The 16,057-nt window shown below is 47.4% G+C and carries 11 protein-coding genes; 10 read left to right on the forward strand and 1 reads right to left on the reverse strand.

The genetic code is table 11. The features are described from left to right. Positions 1-50: 50 nt before the first annotated feature. Complete coding sequence (locus L6468_RS13805; RefSeq protein ID WP_237793641.1) at positions 51-1,790, reverse strand: Na/Pi cotransporter family protein; 1,740 nt, start codon at positions 1,788-1,790, stop codon at positions 51-53. Between the two features lie 151 nt (positions 1,791-1,941). Here L6468_RS13805 and L6468_RS13810 point away from each other — a divergent pair, with 151 nt between their 5' ends. The 10 genes from L6468_RS13810 to L6468_RS13855 all read left to right on the forward strand — a co-directional run bounded on the left by L6468_RS13810 (position 1,942) and on the right by L6468_RS13855 (position 16,051). Further along, positions 1,942-3,603, forward strand: a complete 1,662-nt coding sequence (locus L6468_RS13810; protein WP_237793642.1) for a nucleoside kinase — start codon at positions 1,942-1,944, stop codon at positions 3,601-3,603. Positions 3,604-3,756: 153 nt separating this feature from the next. After that, entirely contained in the window at positions 3,757-5,604 is a 1,848-nt protein-coding gene (locus L6468_RS13815; protein ID WP_091813515.1) for a 2-oxoacid:acceptor oxidoreductase subunit alpha, read from the forward strand. A gap of 6 nt (positions 5,605-5,610) precedes the next feature. Then, a complete protein-coding gene (locus L6468_RS13820; protein ID WP_091813512.1) occupies positions 5,611-6,615 on the forward strand; it encodes a 2-oxoacid:ferredoxin oxidoreductase subunit beta in 1,005 nt (334 codons plus the stop codon). 445 nt (positions 6,616-7,060) lie between these two features. Beyond that, a complete protein-coding gene (locus L6468_RS13825; RefSeq protein WP_237793643.1) occupies positions 7,061-8,305 on the forward strand; it encodes a DUF6055 domain-containing protein in 1,245 nt (414 codons plus the stop codon). A gap of 282 nt (positions 8,306-8,587) precedes the next feature. Beyond that, positions 8,588-10,213 carry a hypothetical protein gene (locus tag L6468_RS13830; protein WP_237793644.1) on the forward strand — a complete coding sequence of 542 codons (1,626 nt, stop codon included), beginning with the start codon at positions 8,588-8,590 and terminating at the stop codon, positions 10,211-10,213. A gap of 178 nt (positions 10,214-10,391) precedes the next feature. Then, positions 10,392-11,156 (forward strand): hypothetical protein, encoded by a 765-nt coding sequence (locus L6468_RS13835; protein ID WP_237793645.1) that lies wholly within the window; start codon positions 10,392-10,394, stop codon positions 11,154-11,156. A 305-nt stretch (positions 11,157-11,461) separates the two neighbouring features. Next, the gene (locus L6468_RS13840; protein ID WP_237793646.1) at positions 11,462-11,881 is read left to right on the forward strand and encodes a hypothetical protein; all 420 of its coding nucleotides are present in this window, start codon (positions 11,462-11,464) and stop codon (positions 11,879-11,881) included. After that, positions 11,869-12,252: an IS66 family insertion sequence element accessory protein TnpB gene (gene tnpB / locus L6468_RS13845; RefSeq protein ID WP_237793647.1), complete on the forward strand. Its 384-nt coding sequence runs from the start codon at positions 11,869-11,871 to the stop codon at positions 12,250-12,252. Before L6468_RS13840 ends, tnpB begins: the two co-directional genes overlap by 13 nt. A gap of 66 nt (positions 12,253-12,318) precedes the next feature. Further along, complete coding sequence (gene tnpC, locus L6468_RS13850; protein ID WP_237793648.1) at positions 12,319-13,878, forward strand: IS66 family transposase; 1,560 nt, start codon at positions 12,319-12,321, stop codon at positions 13,876-13,878. 667 nt (positions 13,879-14,545) lie between these two features. Then, entirely contained in the window at positions 14,546-16,051 is a 1,506-nt protein-coding gene (locus tag L6468_RS13855) for an SLC13 family permease (protein WP_237793649.1), read from the forward strand. Positions 16,052-16,057: the final 6 nt, after the last annotated feature.

The following is a 16,057-nucleotide window of genomic DNA, read 5'->3' on the forward strand; positions in this document are numbered from 1 at the left end:
GGATTCCTTTTTTCTGCGATAGAAACAAATCGCTGATTTCGTGTGCAGAGTTACGCATCCTTTTGCCTGGTACCCATACGGGCCTCAACGACGTTGACCACATAGTCGCCCAACTTCTCACACTCGTTCACAAGGTCGATATAGATCGTACCTTCTGCATAGGTGTAAACCTGGTTGTTCACATCGATAATATTCTGAGCCTTCAACTGGTTGCGGTAGTTGTTGATCTCGTTCTCAATATTAAACGTGCGGTTCACGTCGTATGCCTCCTTGCGACCCAGCATCAGCTTGTTCATCTGCGTAAGAGCCTGGTCGGTGAGCCCCATCATCTGATGCAGGTGATTATACTGCTTCTCAATGAAGTGATCGGACTTAGCCGCATATTTTCTATTAATCGTACGCGCCATATTGAAACAAGCATCACCGATAGACTCCAGCTCGCTGACCTCACGCAGCATGGCGCGAATCTTTCCCTTCGTATCGTCAGAGAGGTGAGCATCACTCACATTCTCCAGATACTTGGCAATCTCAAGTTCCATATTGTCGCTGATGCCCTCATATTTCTCAATACGGGTGTAGAGCTTGTTGAAGTCCTGCTCGTTGTTCTTCTCCTTGCGACGCTCACTTGACGAGAGGTCAAGCAGTTCCTGCACCATGCCAAACATACGCTGCATACGGTTGGAGAAAGCCTGAATCTCCTTCTGAGCCTCCAGCACAGAGAGTTCCGGCGTCTTCATGATACCAGCTGTAATGAAGTGCAGGCGGAAATCCTCTTCCTCGTCCACTTTCTTCGACTTGATAACCCAGCAAACAAATTTCTCAATCTGCGGAATGAACCAAATCAGGATGCCCGCATTGATGATATTAAAGCCTGAGTGGAAGGCTGCCAGCACGAAAGTGAGGTATTTCTCCTTCGGCAGACTGGTCATATCCTGGTTAAACAGTTCGCCACCAACATACTGCACAGCCAATTCAACACCCTCTACGAACCAGTAGAACACACACAGAATCCAGATAACACCAAAGATATTGAAGAACATGTGTGCCAAGGCTGCACGACGAGCCTGTGTATTGGCTGAAAGGGCAGCCAGGTTAGATGTAATCGTTGTACCAATATTCTCACCCAGCACCAGGGCGATACCCATGGAGATAGGCATGGCACCACTACCGCAGAGCAGCATGGTGATAGCCATCACGGCAGCACTCGACTGCACGCAGAACGTCAGTACGCCACCCATCACCAGGAAGACGAAGATAGTCCAGTAAGAGTGCATGTCGAACGAGTTGAAGAAACTCAGCACAGCCTCATTATGTCCCAGATCCATCTTCTGACCCGTCAGTCGCAAAGTGGTCAGTCCCAGGAGCAGCAGGCCCAGTCCGAAGAGGAAATCACCGATATAGCGGTGCTTCTTCATATAGATGAGGATGATACCCAGGAAGAATCCGATGTAGGACACGATACTGATATCGAACGACGCACCCAGGGCGATGATCCATGCCGTGAACGTGGTACCGATATTGGCACCCATAATCACGGAGATAGCCTGCGTCAGGGTGAGCAGTCCGGCATTAACAAACGAAACAGTCATCACGGTTGTAGCCGTTGATGACTGCACAGAGGCGGTAACTACCGAACCAGTTAAAAGACCTGTAAAACGATTGGATGTCATGGCTCCAAGGGCATGACGTAGCTGCGGACCAGCCATCTTCTGTAAGGCTTCACTCATGGACTTCATACCAAACATGAGAAGTGCCAATGAGCCGAGCATGGTAAATAGTGTGAGCATCATAACTTTATGAATGTTCTTTTTAGTTTGCTTTTGCGTGCAAAGATACGAATTTTTTTCATACAATTGCATGTTTGAATAAAAAACTTTTCGTATATTTGCACTCGCATGCCCTAAAACGAATAAAAAAAATGCAGATAAAACAATATAAGATATGGAAAAAACAGTAAAAGTAACCTGTCTGAACAATGGGCAGGACTATGATATCCCCATGGGAAGTAACCTCAGTGAGGCTTTGCAGTTGATGAATCTCACCATGGAGCACGAGCCTATCCTCGCACATGTAAATAACAAGGTGGAAGGAATGCACTATCGCATCTACAAACCCAAACGCGTGGAATTCCTCGATATCACCTCGGCATCGGGCCAGCGTGCCTACACGCGCACCCTGTTTTTCATCCTTTGTAAGGCCGTACGCGACCTGTACACGCCTTGCAAGGTGGCTATCGATATCCCTGTGAGCAATGGTTACTATGTGGACCTGAACATCGGACATCCCGTGACGCTGGAGGATGCCGGCCGTATCCGCAAGCGCATGCAGGAGATTATTGACGCAGCGATGCCCATCCATCGTCATGAGACAACCACCAAGGAGGCCATCGAGATGTTCAACGCCTTGCACACCTTCTCAAAGGTAAAACTCCTGAAGAGCACCGGTTCGCTCTACACCACCTTCTACGACATCGACGAGTATTACGACTATTTCTATGGTTCCATCCTCACCAATACGAAACAGATCTATCTCTTCGGACTGGAGAAATACTATGACGGACTGCTGTTGCGCATCCCTTCGCGCGAGCACCCCGACGAGTTGGGTGAGCTTATCATGCAGGACAAGATGTTTGGCATCTTCAAGGAGCACCACCGCTGGCAGGACATCCTGGGCATGCGCACCATTGGCGACCTGAACGAATGTATCGACAAGGGCTTCAGCTCGCACCTCATTCAGATTAGTGAGGCTCTGCAGGAGAAGAAGATTGCGCGTATTGCCGACGAGATAGCCAACCGCAAAGGCATCAAACTGGTACTCATCGCCGGTCCGTCGTCAAGTGGCAAGACCACAACCTGCAAGCGTCTGTCAGTGCAACTGGCAGTGAACAGCATCAAGCCAATCGGTATCTCTCTGGATGATTACTTCCTGGATCGTGAACTGACACCACGCGATGAGAGCGGCGACTACGACTTCGAGAACTTGCATGCACTCAACCTGCCCCTGCTCAACGAGCAGATGAATGCCCTGTTCCGTGGCGAGGAGGTAGAACTTCCCCGTTACGACTTCCCCACAGGCAAGAGCGTGAAGAGCGGCCGCAAACTGAAGTTGGAGGATGACCAGATTCTGGTGGTTGAGGGTATCCACGCTCTGAACCCCGAACTCATGGCCACCGTGCCTCAGGAACAGATATACCGTGTGTATGCCTCGGCACTGACCACGCTGCTGCTCGATAATCACAACTATATCCCCACTACCGACAACCGACTGCTGCGACGCATCATTCGCGACTACAAATATCGCGGGGTATCCGCACAGGAGACCATCCGTCGCTGGCCATCGGTACGTAAGGGCGAGAACAAATGGATATTCCCCTTCCAGGAGAACTGCGACCAGATGTTCAATTCTGCCATGCTCTTCGAACTGGCAGTAATCAAGAGTCAGGCAGAACCTCTGTTGGAACAGGTTCCCGAGGACTGTCCAGAATATGCCGAGGCTTACCGTCTGCGCAAGTTCCTGAAGTATATCCGTCCTATTCCCGAGGACCAGATTCCGCCTACTTCTCTGTTGCGTGAATTCCTGGGTGGTTCCTCATTTGAATACTAAAATGCATATTTATCGCAATAAAAATGCATATTTGCGGCTTTTTTGCTACAAATATGCATTTTTTACGTATTTTCTTTGGTATTCCCGTTAAAAATGAATAATTTTGCGGTCGATTTTTTAGTAGTACAATACGTTATTAAACCAATATATATTATGGCTGAACAATTGGAAGTGAAAGAGCTCGACCAAGTGGTCGTTCGTTTTTCAGGTGACTCCGGCGATGGCATGCAGCTTGCCGGCAACATTTTCTCTACGGTCTCAGCTACCGTAGGTAACGGTATCTCAACATTCCCAGACTACCCCGCAGACATCCGCGCCCCGCAAGGTTCACTGACAGGTGTGTCTGGATTCCAGGTACACATCGGTGCAGGTAAGGTTTACACCCCTGGCGACAAGTGCGACGTGCTGGTAGCAATGAACGCTGCTGCCCTGAAGACACAGTATCGCTATGCCAAACCAGGTGCCACCATCATCATCGACACCGACTCCTTCGGTCCTAAGGACCTGGAGAAAGCTCAGTTCCAGACTGAGGACTATCTGGGCGAGATGGGTATCGACCCCGATCGCGTCATCCAGTGCCCGCTGACCACGATGGTGAAAGACTGTCTGGCAGACTCTGGCATGGACAACAAGGCCATGCTGAAATGCCGTAACATGTTTGCGCTGGGTCTCGTATGCTGGCTGTTCGACCGCGACCTGAACCTTGTAGGCAACTTCCTGAAGGAGAAATTCGCCAAAAAACCCGCTATCGCCGAGGCTAACATCAAGGTGATTCAGGCTGGTTGGGACTATGGGCACAACACCCACTCAAACGCTATCAACGTCTATCGTGTAGAAACTAAGGAGAAGACTCCCGGACGCTATATGGATATCACAGGAAACAAGGCTACAGCCTATGGTTTCATCGCAGCTGCCGAGAAGGCTGGTCTGCGCCTCTACCTGGGTTCTTATCCTATCACCCCTGCTACCGACGTGCTCCACGAGCTCTCTAAGCACAAGTCTTGCGGTGTTATCACCGTACAGTGCGAGGACGAGATTTCTGGTTGTGCTTCGGCTCTCGGCGCTTCATTCGCCGGTGCTCTGGGTGTCACCTCTACATCTGGTCCTGGTATCTGCCTAAAGAGCGAGGCCATGAACCTGGCTGTCATCATGGAGTTGCCTCTGGTGGTACTCGACGTACAGCGTGGCGGTCCTGCTACTGGTCTGCCTACGAAGTCTGAGCAGACCGACCTGCTGCAGGCATTGTTTGGCCGTAATGGTGAGAGCCCCATGCCTGTGATGGCTGCTACCAGTCCTGCCGACTGCTTCGATGCTGCCTACCAGGCTGCCAAAATTGCGCTGGAGCACATGACGCCTGTGGTACTGCTCACCGATGCTTATATTGCCAACGGTTCTGGCGCTTTCAAACTGCCCCAGATGGCTCAGCTCGACGCTATCAATCCTCCTTATGTTCCTGAGGAACTGAAGGGTAAGTGGACACCATACATGCGTGCTGAGAACGGTACCCGCTACTGGGCTGTTCCTGGTCGTGAGGGCTTCGCACACATCCTCGGTGGACTGGAGAAGGACTCAGAGACAGGTGCTATCTCAACTAACCCAGAGAACCACGACTTGATGACTCGTCTGCGTCAGCAGAAGATTGACAATATCCAGGTGCCCGACCTCGAAGTAGATGGCGATGTGAATGATGCCGACCTGCTGATTGTAGGCTTCGGTTCTACCTACGGCCACCTGCACTCTGCCATGGACGAGCTGAAGGCTAAGGGATACAAGGTAGCTCAGGCACAGTTCAAGTACCTGAACCCGCTGCCCAAGAACACCGCCGAGGTACTGAAGAAGTACAAGAAGGTGGTAGTAGCCGAGCAGAATATGGGTCAGTTGGCAGGTTATCTGCGCATGAAGGTCGACAACTTCGTACCTGCTCAGTTCAATCAGGTCAAGGGTCAGCCCTTCGTTGTAGAAGAGTTAGTTAACGCATTCGAGGACATTTTAAAGAAGTAAACCGTTATGAGTTATACAGCACAAGATTTTAAGAAAGGCCAGCCCCGTTGGTGCCCTGGTTGTGGCGACCACTTCTTCCTGGCTTCACTCCATAAGGCTATGGCCGAGATTGGCGTAGCTCCCGAGAACGTAGCAGTTATCTCTGGTATCGGCTGTTCAAGCCGTCTGCCTCACTACATGGCTACCTATGGCATGAACACCATCCATGGTCGTGCCGCTGCCATCGCTACAGGTGCCAAGGTGGCTAACCCCAACCTGACCGTATGGCAGGTATCAGGTGATGGTGACGGACTGGCTATCGGTGGTAACCACTTCATCCACGCCAATCGTCGAAACATCGACCTCAACATGATCCTCTTGAACAACCGTATCTACGGTCTGACCAAGGGTCAGTACTCACCTACCTCACCCCGTGGCTTCGTGTCTAAGTCAAGCCCTTACGGCACCGTTGAGGATCCCTTCCGCCCAGCAGAGCTCTGTTTCGGCGCCCGCGGACACTTCTTCGCCCGTTGTGTGGCTACTGATGCCAAGGGTACTGTGGAGGTGCTGAAGGCTGCCTACGAGCACAAGGGTGCCAGCGTTACTGAGGTACTGCAGAACTGTGTCATCTTCAACGACCACTGCCACGATGTGGTTTACAACAACGAGGGTCGTAAGAAGAACGCCATCTACGTACGTCATGGCGAGAAACTCGTGTTCGGTGAGAACAATGAGTTCGGACTCGTACAGCAGGGCTTCGGATTGAAGGTGGTAGAGATTGGCAAGGACGGCTACACCATCGACGACGTACTCGTTCACGATGCTCACTGCGAGGACAACACCCTGCAGCTGAAGCTCGCCATGATGACGCCTGAGGATGGATTCCCCATCGCCCTGGGTGTGATTCGCGACGTCGATGCTCCTACCTACAACGATGCCGTTCACGCACAGCTCGCTGAGGTCAGCGCTCAGAAGAAGTATCACAACTTCGAGGAGCTGCTCGAGACCAATGATATCTGGGAGGTAAAATAAGTATTAACTCCATAAATAAAAAAGCGGATGCGCAGATTTGCGTATCCGCTTTTTTTTCTGTAACTTTGCATGCGATGAAACACCTAAGAACCTATTTCATACTAACCATTATAGCATTTGTTATCGCATCGTGTACCGATGGCAAGCAGGGTAGAAAAACAGCACAAAAAGCAGGTAATCTTACTATATATAGCTCAAATCGTGAATTGAGCCGGGTGATTTCATGAATTCACCTAGCTCAATCGATGATTTCACTCGAGTGAGGTTTTTGGGGGTATTATAGTACTTAACCTATTTAATTTGGCCTTCACTATTTCTGCAAATAATTAAAAAATTAGGTAGATGTGGTGAGTCAATTAGACGATTTTGCTATCATTTTGGTCTAATGTGTTAGAGCTCATCAGGCGAAACATATACCTTTGCAACTCAGAAAAAAACTGTAACTATGAATACTACAATCAAATGCTTGTGTCTTATCACCATATCATTGGTGAGCAATCTGGTATATGCACAGAAGAAGCTCTACATACCAAAGGACTTGCAGGGTATGAATCTTAAAGCCGACACGTCGAAGTGGTCACTGAATCGGAGCATCGAGACCGATGACCTTATTTTTATGTGGGAACGGGGCTTCGGCAACGATGTAAGCAACCCACCGCAGTTGAAAGGCCACGATATGTCGTTTAATTTACTGAATCTGCGTGACCGCATTCAGACATTCTATCACTTTTTCCGTGACACACTGGGATTTGTCACCCCTCACTACCAAAGCAAGGCCGACCAACACAAGATGATGGTCATGGTGAACTACTCACTCGACGGCACAGCCTATGGTGGCACCTACGACAACTTCATCGGAGCTCTTTGGGTGGCACCCAACCGCATACAGGACACAAAGATGAACTGCATGGCCCACGAGTTGGGGCACTCTTTCCAGGCACAGATAATGGCCGACAGCATTGGCCAGTGCTGGGGCGGTACAGGATTTTTCGAAATGGCATCACAATGGATGCTCTGGCAGGTTAACCCTGACTGGATCACTGATGAGAACTACCATTTCGAGGCATTCAAGACACTCACCCATAAAGCCTTTCTGCATATGGACAATATCTATCACTCACCTTATGTACTTCAGTGGTGGAGCGACCTTCACGGCCGTCAGTTCATTGCCGAACTATTTCGTCAGGGCGTCATAGGCGAGGATCCCGTCATGACCTACAAGCGTATGAACGGTTTATCGCAGTCAGCCTTCTGCGACGAGATATTCCGCGGATACCAGCACCTTGTGAACTTCGACTTCAACCATGCCTACAAAGAGACACGTCAGTATGCAGCTACTTTCAACACTGAGTTAGAGACCTGTTCCAATGGTTGGCTTCGTCCCAAGTCATTGCCAGAGGGCTATGGATTCAATGCCATAAAACTCGACGATCGCGTAAACCTCAATTCGCCAATCTTCCATCTGCATCTGCGTGGCAACCAACTTCGCTATGGTTTTGTTGGCATTACTACCAATGGCGAAAGCATCTATAGCGATGTCAATGCAACATCATTCACTTCCAATGGCCAACCCCTCAAGCATCTATACCTTATTATAATGGGAGCCCCTGAACACCATGCAGATGTAATGACTCATGGAAATACGCCAGAGTATAAGCAATATCCCTATGAGTTTCAGGTTACTGAATGACATATTTCTCTCTTACTCTAACTGGGCGAAGAGATCGGCGGGTCTTTGATTCCGTTATTTCCAGACTGCATTATATTTTTTACAATCCTTTCCTGAACGAAGAATGCTATTTTTTTCTGACTGATTCAAATTGCCTGTACGAGCACGAACCAGTGCTTCACGAAGTTCTTTCGCGAATTGACCTGTGATAGGCTTTCTGGGTGACTCTATTCCTAACATATTGTGTTGAAAAAAAGAGATTCCTTTTGTATTTCTCTCTTTTTTTTCGTAACTTTGCATGCGATGAAACACCTAAGAACCTATTTTATACTAACCATTATAGCATTTGTTATCGCATCGTGTACCGATGGCAAGCAGATGCGCCAAAGGCTGGCCGAAGTCCAGGCCTGCAATCAGACCGACACTGTTTTCTCTTCACGCTGGCTCCCCACAGTCGATTCCCTCGTAGATTATTTCGACAGTCACGGCACGCCCAACGAACGCTTGATGGCTCACTACCTGCAAGGCCGCGTCTATCATGATATGGGCGAGGCGCCACAGGCTATTGACTGCTATCAGCAGGCTGTAGAGCAGGTTGATACTGCGGCAGAGGATTGCGATTTTCGAACGCTAATGTCTGTTTACGGACAGATGAGTCTTCTATTTCATGCACAGTTTCTGCCTGATGACGAAATATCAGCTATTAAATCGGTAGCAGAAATAGCGCATAAGAGAAATGATGCATTTATGGAGGCAATAGCTGTTGGTCGTCTTTCAGGTCCCTATTTCCTGAAAAATGATACTGATAGTGTACTTATTGTAGAGAATCAGGCACGAGAACTTTTTCTTCAACAGGGTCACAAGGAAAATGCCGCTTTGGCCATTTCAGCCTCTATCCATATTGCCCTTAATCGTCACTGCATTCCTAAAGCAGAAGAGTTACTAGCCATCTATAGAAACGAATCAGGCTTGTTTGATAACAATGGAGAATCTGTTATGGGTGGAGTGTACTATGTAGAAAAAGGCATCTATATGAATCTGGTTGAAGAGCTTGATTCTGCACAGCATTATTTTCATAAGGCTATTAATTACGGACAGTACGAGGGAGGCTACAAAGGATTATTGTCTGTATACGAAAAGTTGCAAATCCCAGATTCTATTGCAAAGTATGCACGTCTCTTTGCAAATGCCAACGACTCATCATTCTTGCATGTCAATCAAGAAAGCGTGCATCGCATAAGTTCTTTATATAATTTTACTCGTCAACAGAGAATTGCAGAGGCAAAATCACTTGAGGCATCTCGTAATCGTCAATATCTTGCAATCTCACTTTTTCTTGGCGTATTTATTTCAATACTTGCTTGCTTTTATATCTTCTGGCAGAGACATCGTAAGAAGACTGAAATGCGACATGTTGAGTTAGAGTTTCAACACCAGATAAATATGCTAGAGCAGGCAAAATATGACTTGGAAAAGCTGAAGCAGAAAGAGTATGATGCCCTCCTGACGCAGAAACAGGAAGAGATAAATGAATGGCAACAGGAGGTAGAGAAAATGCGCCAACAGACGAAACCTCAGTATATATTAGATTCCAAAATTGTTGAAACGGATATCTATCAGAGACTTCAGTTCGTTGTTGCTCACCCTGCAGAGAAGATGAAGAAAACAGACTGGACAAGACTCAATGAAATGATTAATGAGCTTCTGCCTCATTTTGTTCATAGAATAAACGCCCTCTACCATGTCTCTGAAGAAGACTATCGCATTTGTATGCTTATCCGCCTGAATTTCTCGCTCTCTGAGATATGTATTTTAACAGGCCTAACCCCTAAGTTGTTATACAAACGTCGTAAGTTTATGTCTAAAAAGTTTTTCAGTTCTGATGAAAAACCCGAGCTATTCGATAAAAGAATAAAAAATATTTCTTAGCGTAATACATTACCTAACAGCGTGTTATATAGAATAGTGGCGAAAAAAAGGAGAATATTTCTTGCTGATTTGTGTACAATTTTTCCAGATTTTGTTTAATTTTGCCACAGATTACATAGAGTCCCACTAATAAACCTATCAAAATATGCATATTCAATAACTAAAAACTCTTAGAGCTATGAAGAGAAATATAATTCTATTGTTTTCGATTTATTGCAGCATCATGGCGTATGCACAGAAAGAGTACGATTCATTCCTGAAGGAAGGAAAAGTATGGAGGATGGAATATAAACAAGTTGTCTATGAAGGAGAATCCTATCAAGACAAGATAATTATGTTGAGCGGAGATACGCTGATTGATGATATACCCTTCAGACGCATGCTTGAAAAGAGATGGATGCGCGGAATACAAGACGAACCGAAGGATTGGAAGGCAACCTACGGGTATATAGGTGAGAAGGATGGTAAGGTTTACTATTGGCATAATTCATATCCTACAACCCCGCAGATCGTGATGGATTTTTCATTGAATGTGGGTGATAATGTTGTAGGCTCCACAGGAGTCGTTTACGTTGTCAAAGCCGTTTCAGATACGATTCTTTCCAGGTCTGATGACAAACGGACTCGTCGTTGTATTTCTGTATCCATCAAGGACGGAGAAGACCTCGATCGTTATTCTGACACATGGATTGAAGGTATTGGATCTATCAAAGGCGGAATTACAGGAATTGAAGGCACTTTTGTGGCAGGTGCTTTCCCAAAGTTACTACTCTGTGAAGACAACGACATATGTATTTATAATACTGAAGATGATTTGCGGAGCGCAATCCATCATGGTTTGAATAATAAAAACGGTGATACCTATTTCCAATTAAATGGATTGCCTGTAATCCGATCCACTCATGGCATATACGTAAAGGATGGAAAGAAAGTGGTAAGATAAGGACAAAAGAAACTGAAACTACATAAGCAAACGACCGAGGCTGTCATCACTGATGATCTCGGTCGTTTTTTTGACGTTTTTTGAAACAACCCTCACACCCCACCCAATCGCAGAAAAAGCCTTTATACAAAAGGAAATCGGAGGGGTTAGTGTTATGCTAACAGTAACCCCAACACTCCCCCCAACACTAACCCCAACACTACACCCTCGTTATTCGGGACATCGTAAGCGTATCCGCTTTGACGTCTTGACTCGTATCCCAAAAGTCGGTACCTTTGCATATTCATTTTAACAGATATGCAAATATGGAATTACAGACAGCCGATGCCCGTCATGAGAAGACCTGGCATCAATTTCTTTCAGAATTAGAGAAGCAGCCTCGCTTGCGCCTTGCAGCATATCTTCGTTCTGTCCACGTAAAGCAACGATGTTTCGAGAAGTGGCTTTACGGTCGTGGCTACAGTGTGCACGATGCGAAGAGCCGCGTTCTCAAGTTTCGTAATGAGTCAGACACGTTGGATCCATCTATGTCGTCAGCACCATCGATTCTTCCAGTCCGTCTGGCATCTGAACCAGATGTTCCCATCCGTCCTTGTGACCTTCTTACGGGTATCAGCCTGACACTTCCTGACGGGACGATGATCAATATTCGTCGCGGAAGTGCCGATGCAGTCGTTTCATTCCTTAAACTTTATTCCGGGGAGGGCGTGCCATGTTCGGATTAGAGGAAAGCAGACAGTATTATGTGTGCCAGCGCTATGTGCGGATGAACATGGGCATCAACGGATTGTCAAAAATTGTAAGTAATGAACTGAGACGCCCGCTCTTGAACGGCGATGTTTTTATCTTCTTTGGCAAGAACCGCCAGATGGTGAAGCTGCTTTGCTGGGATGGTGACGGTTTCCTGCTTTATCAGAAGCGATTAGAGAAAGGGACTTTTGAGCTACCCCGTTTCAGGCCTGACCAGAAGGCCGTAGAGATGTCCTACAGGACACTTTCTGCCATTATGCGGGGCGTGAGCCTCCGAAGCGTCAGATATCGCAGGAGACTGAGAATTGACAACTTTGCGGTTTCGCAAATAGCTGACTATCAGTAAAATAAACAAAAAAAAATAGTATGTTTTTTCTTTGGTAATCTCGTTCCTTTTTTGTACCTTTGTAATATGAAAAAGGACGAGATTATCAGTATGCTCCAGCAGCAGAATGCCTTCCTGCAGCAACAGCTTAGGGAGGCAAATGACCGTCTTGAAGAAGCCAACCGTAAGGTGGATGAGCTTTTCAAGAAGGTGTCATCGCTGGAGGAACTGCTCATCCGGAAGAATCAGGAGGAGAAGAAACAGCGTAATGTCATCAAGGGACTGACGAAGATACAGCAGAACAAATCGGAGAGACAGACTCCGTCCGTGTCGGCATCAAGTACCACTTCTCCAGACTCAAACAGTCAGCAGTCTGATTCCGCCCCGAAGCCGAGGGCAAGGACCAACTATGGAGCTAGACGCAAGGATCACTATGAGGTGGAGGTCGAGGAGGAGGACGTCTATCCTACAGATTCATGCTTCGATGAGATGAAAGCACGTCTGATAGATACTCACGACGTGGTACGCTACATCCTTGTACCCATGCGCTTCATCAAGAAGGTATATCACGTACGTATCTATACCCAGGACGGAGCCGTCATGGAGGGAAAGGCTCCTGTAGCTCCCCTGCTGGGCTCGAACTACGACGGTTCCTTCATCGCAGGCATCGCCCAGCTGCGCTACATCTACTCCATGCCTGTGGAGCGTATCGTCAAGTACTTTACGGAGAACGGTTTCGATATGGACAAGGGTACTGCTCACGGACTGTTGCGCAAGACGGAAGGCGTCTTCGAGAACCTGTACAAGGCGATGGGGCTGGCAGTCAAGGAAGACGACTATCTGGCAGGCGACGAGACTTATCATCGCGTACTTGTCAAGGTGCCTGGCGGAAAGGGCTCGAAGAAAGGATACATCTGGGTAGTGACAGCCATGCACACAGGACTGGTCTATTATTTTTATCACGACGGATCAAGAGGACAGGATGTCATCCTTAACTATATAGGCGACTATGGAGGAACCTTCCAGTCAGACGGATTCTATCCCTACAGGAAGATGGCTGCAAAACTTACGAGACTCTCCTGCCTACAGCATGTGAAGAGGAAATTTCTCGACTGCGATGATGACGGTGAGGCACAGACTATAGTCAGGCTTATAAACGAGCTTTACCAAATGGAGCATCATCATAGGATTGAGACAGACGGCTGGACGGTAGAGAAAAACCTCCGCTGGAGACAGAAGTATGCCCCCAAGATACTGAAAGAGATACGCAAGAGGCTTGACCGGATGGCGGCAGACCCTGAGATGCTGCCCAAGTCGGACAAGTATATTGCCGTGCACTATATGCTCAACGAATGGGAAGCCATCGGAAATATCTTCACCAGGGGAGACTATCATTTGGACAACAACCTCGTTGAGAGACTCAACAGGTACATATCGCTCTCAAGGAGAAACTCGCTCTTCTTCGGATCACACAAAGGAGCCCAGCGTGCTGCCATGTTTTATTCGCTGGCATGCTCTTGTAGACTCAACAAGATTAATTTCTTCGAGTACATCTCAGATGTCATCAACAGGGCAGCGCTGATGCAGCCAAACACCGATATCAGGGAATACAGAGCCCTGCTGCCAGACAAATGGAAAGACTTATAGTCTGCAAGGCGTCAGAGCGGATACGCTTACGGGACATCTTGGGGAGCAATCCATCTGGGTGGGGTGTTAGGGGGAGTGTTGGGTGGGGTGTTAGGGGGAGTGATGAAGCAACACCCCACCTAGCGCAAACACAGTATTTATCGCGGTTGCCGAAGTTTTCATGCTAAAAGGTGGAGTCTCGATGAGCAACTCGTTGTTTTGCTGATAGAGAAACGACGAGTTGCTCATCAAGATGCTCTAAAACGGAGAATGTAATTTCTTTTTACTACTTAAATTGCGTCGGGATTTCTTGCTAAATCAATAATAATTTTGAGCTGATTCATTTGATGATTTGAATTAGCTCAAATCATGAAATGAGTTAACTCAAATCATGAAATGAGTTAACTCAAATTTTTAGGGCCATTTTTGTGCAATATAGTCCTATCAGCAAGAAAATGGAGCCAAAGTGATTTGTCAAGAAAACTTATTCAGTACACGTCAAGTTGCTACCCCAAACTCATTGAGATAGAAACCAGCGTATCCGACTACCTTTTTCCGAAAAAGATAGCATAAAAAAGGATTTTTTTTACATTTACTTGCTCATTTCATAATAAATATGTACCTTTGCGCACAATTTTGGAAAAAGGGAACAATCATAACTGCCAAATAACACTAAAAATAAAATAACATGTTAACTAACTACAGAGGGCTTCACCTGGTACAGGCTGCCCGAAACTTGCGTCATAATCACAAGTATCACCCAAGTAATGCCACCTTGAGACTCATCAAGATCTTCCTGGTGTTGCTAGTCACATTAACCCTTTGGTTCATGCCTACCGACTGGTTTGGCATTAATAACCTGACGATTATCCAGCAGCGCGTCATTGCCATCTTTGCTTTCGCCACACTGATGTGGATTTTTGAGATTGTCAGTTCGTGGGCTACATCGGTAGCGGTCATCGTGATCATGCTACTATTCTGTACGGATAGTGGTATTCTGCCACTGGTCAACGAGGAAGAGGTTGGTCCACTGCTCTCATACAAAGGTGTGATGGCTACATTCGCCGACCCTGTGATCATGCTGTTCATCGGTGGTTTCGTACTGGCTATCGCAGCCACAAAGACTGGTCTTGATGCACAGCTGGCAAGAATATTGCTCAGACCTTTCGGTACACGCAGTGAGATGGTATTGCTGGGCTTCCTGCTCGTAACAGGTCTGTTCTCCATGTTTGTGTCGAACACAGCTACAGCTGCCATGATGCTGACATTCCTAACCCCCGTGTTCCGTCAGTTGCCCCCCGAAGGAAAAGGCCGCGTCGCCTTGGCACTGAGTATTCCCATTGCAGCCAACCTGGGTGGTATGGGTACGCCTATCGGTACGCCTCCAAATAATATCGCCCTGAAATACCTGAACGACCCCGAGGGTCTGAACATGAACCTGGGCTTCGGTCAGTGGATGATGTTTATGTTCCCACTGGTTATCATCCTGCTGTTTATCAGTTGGATGATCCTGAAGAAGATGTTCCCCTTCACACAGAAGACCATCGAACTGAATATCGACGGCGAGATGAAGAAAGGTTTCCACGCTAACGTTGTGATTGTCACCTTCTTCGTGACCATCGCTTTGTGGTTGACCGACCGTTTCACAGGTATCAATGCCAACACCGTGGCTATGATTCCCTTCTGTATCTTCGCCCTGACAGGCGTTATCAACAAGCGCGACCTGGAGCAGATCAACTGGAGTGTAATCTGGATGGTGGCTGGTGGTTTTGCACTGGGCTACGGGTTGAACAAATCAGGTCTGGCCGAGAATGCCATTGAAAGTATTCCCTTCGACACCTTCTCGCCCCTGCTGATTCTGATTCTCGGTGGTGCTATCTGCTACCTGCTGAGTAACTTCATCTCTAACTCAGCAACAGCAGCCCTGCTGATGCCTATCCTGGCCATCGTTTGCGGTGCAATGGGCGACAAACTCGCTCCTATCGGCGGTACGGCCACCGTTCTTATCGGCGTGGCAATCGCTGCATCAAGCGCTATGATTCTGCCTATCTCTACCCCACCAAACGCACTGGCCTTCTCTACCAACCTGGTACAGCAGAAGGATATGGCGAAGATTGGATTCATCATGGGTATGATCTCAATGGTGCTGGGTTTCGGACTGGTTTACCTGATGGGTATCATAAAGGTGTTGTAAGAAATT

Source organism: Prevotella communis (assembly GCF_022024115.1).
In the GTDB taxonomy this organism is placed as follows: domain Bacteria; phylum Bacteroidota; class Bacteroidia; order Bacteroidales; family Bacteroidaceae; genus Prevotella; species Prevotella communis.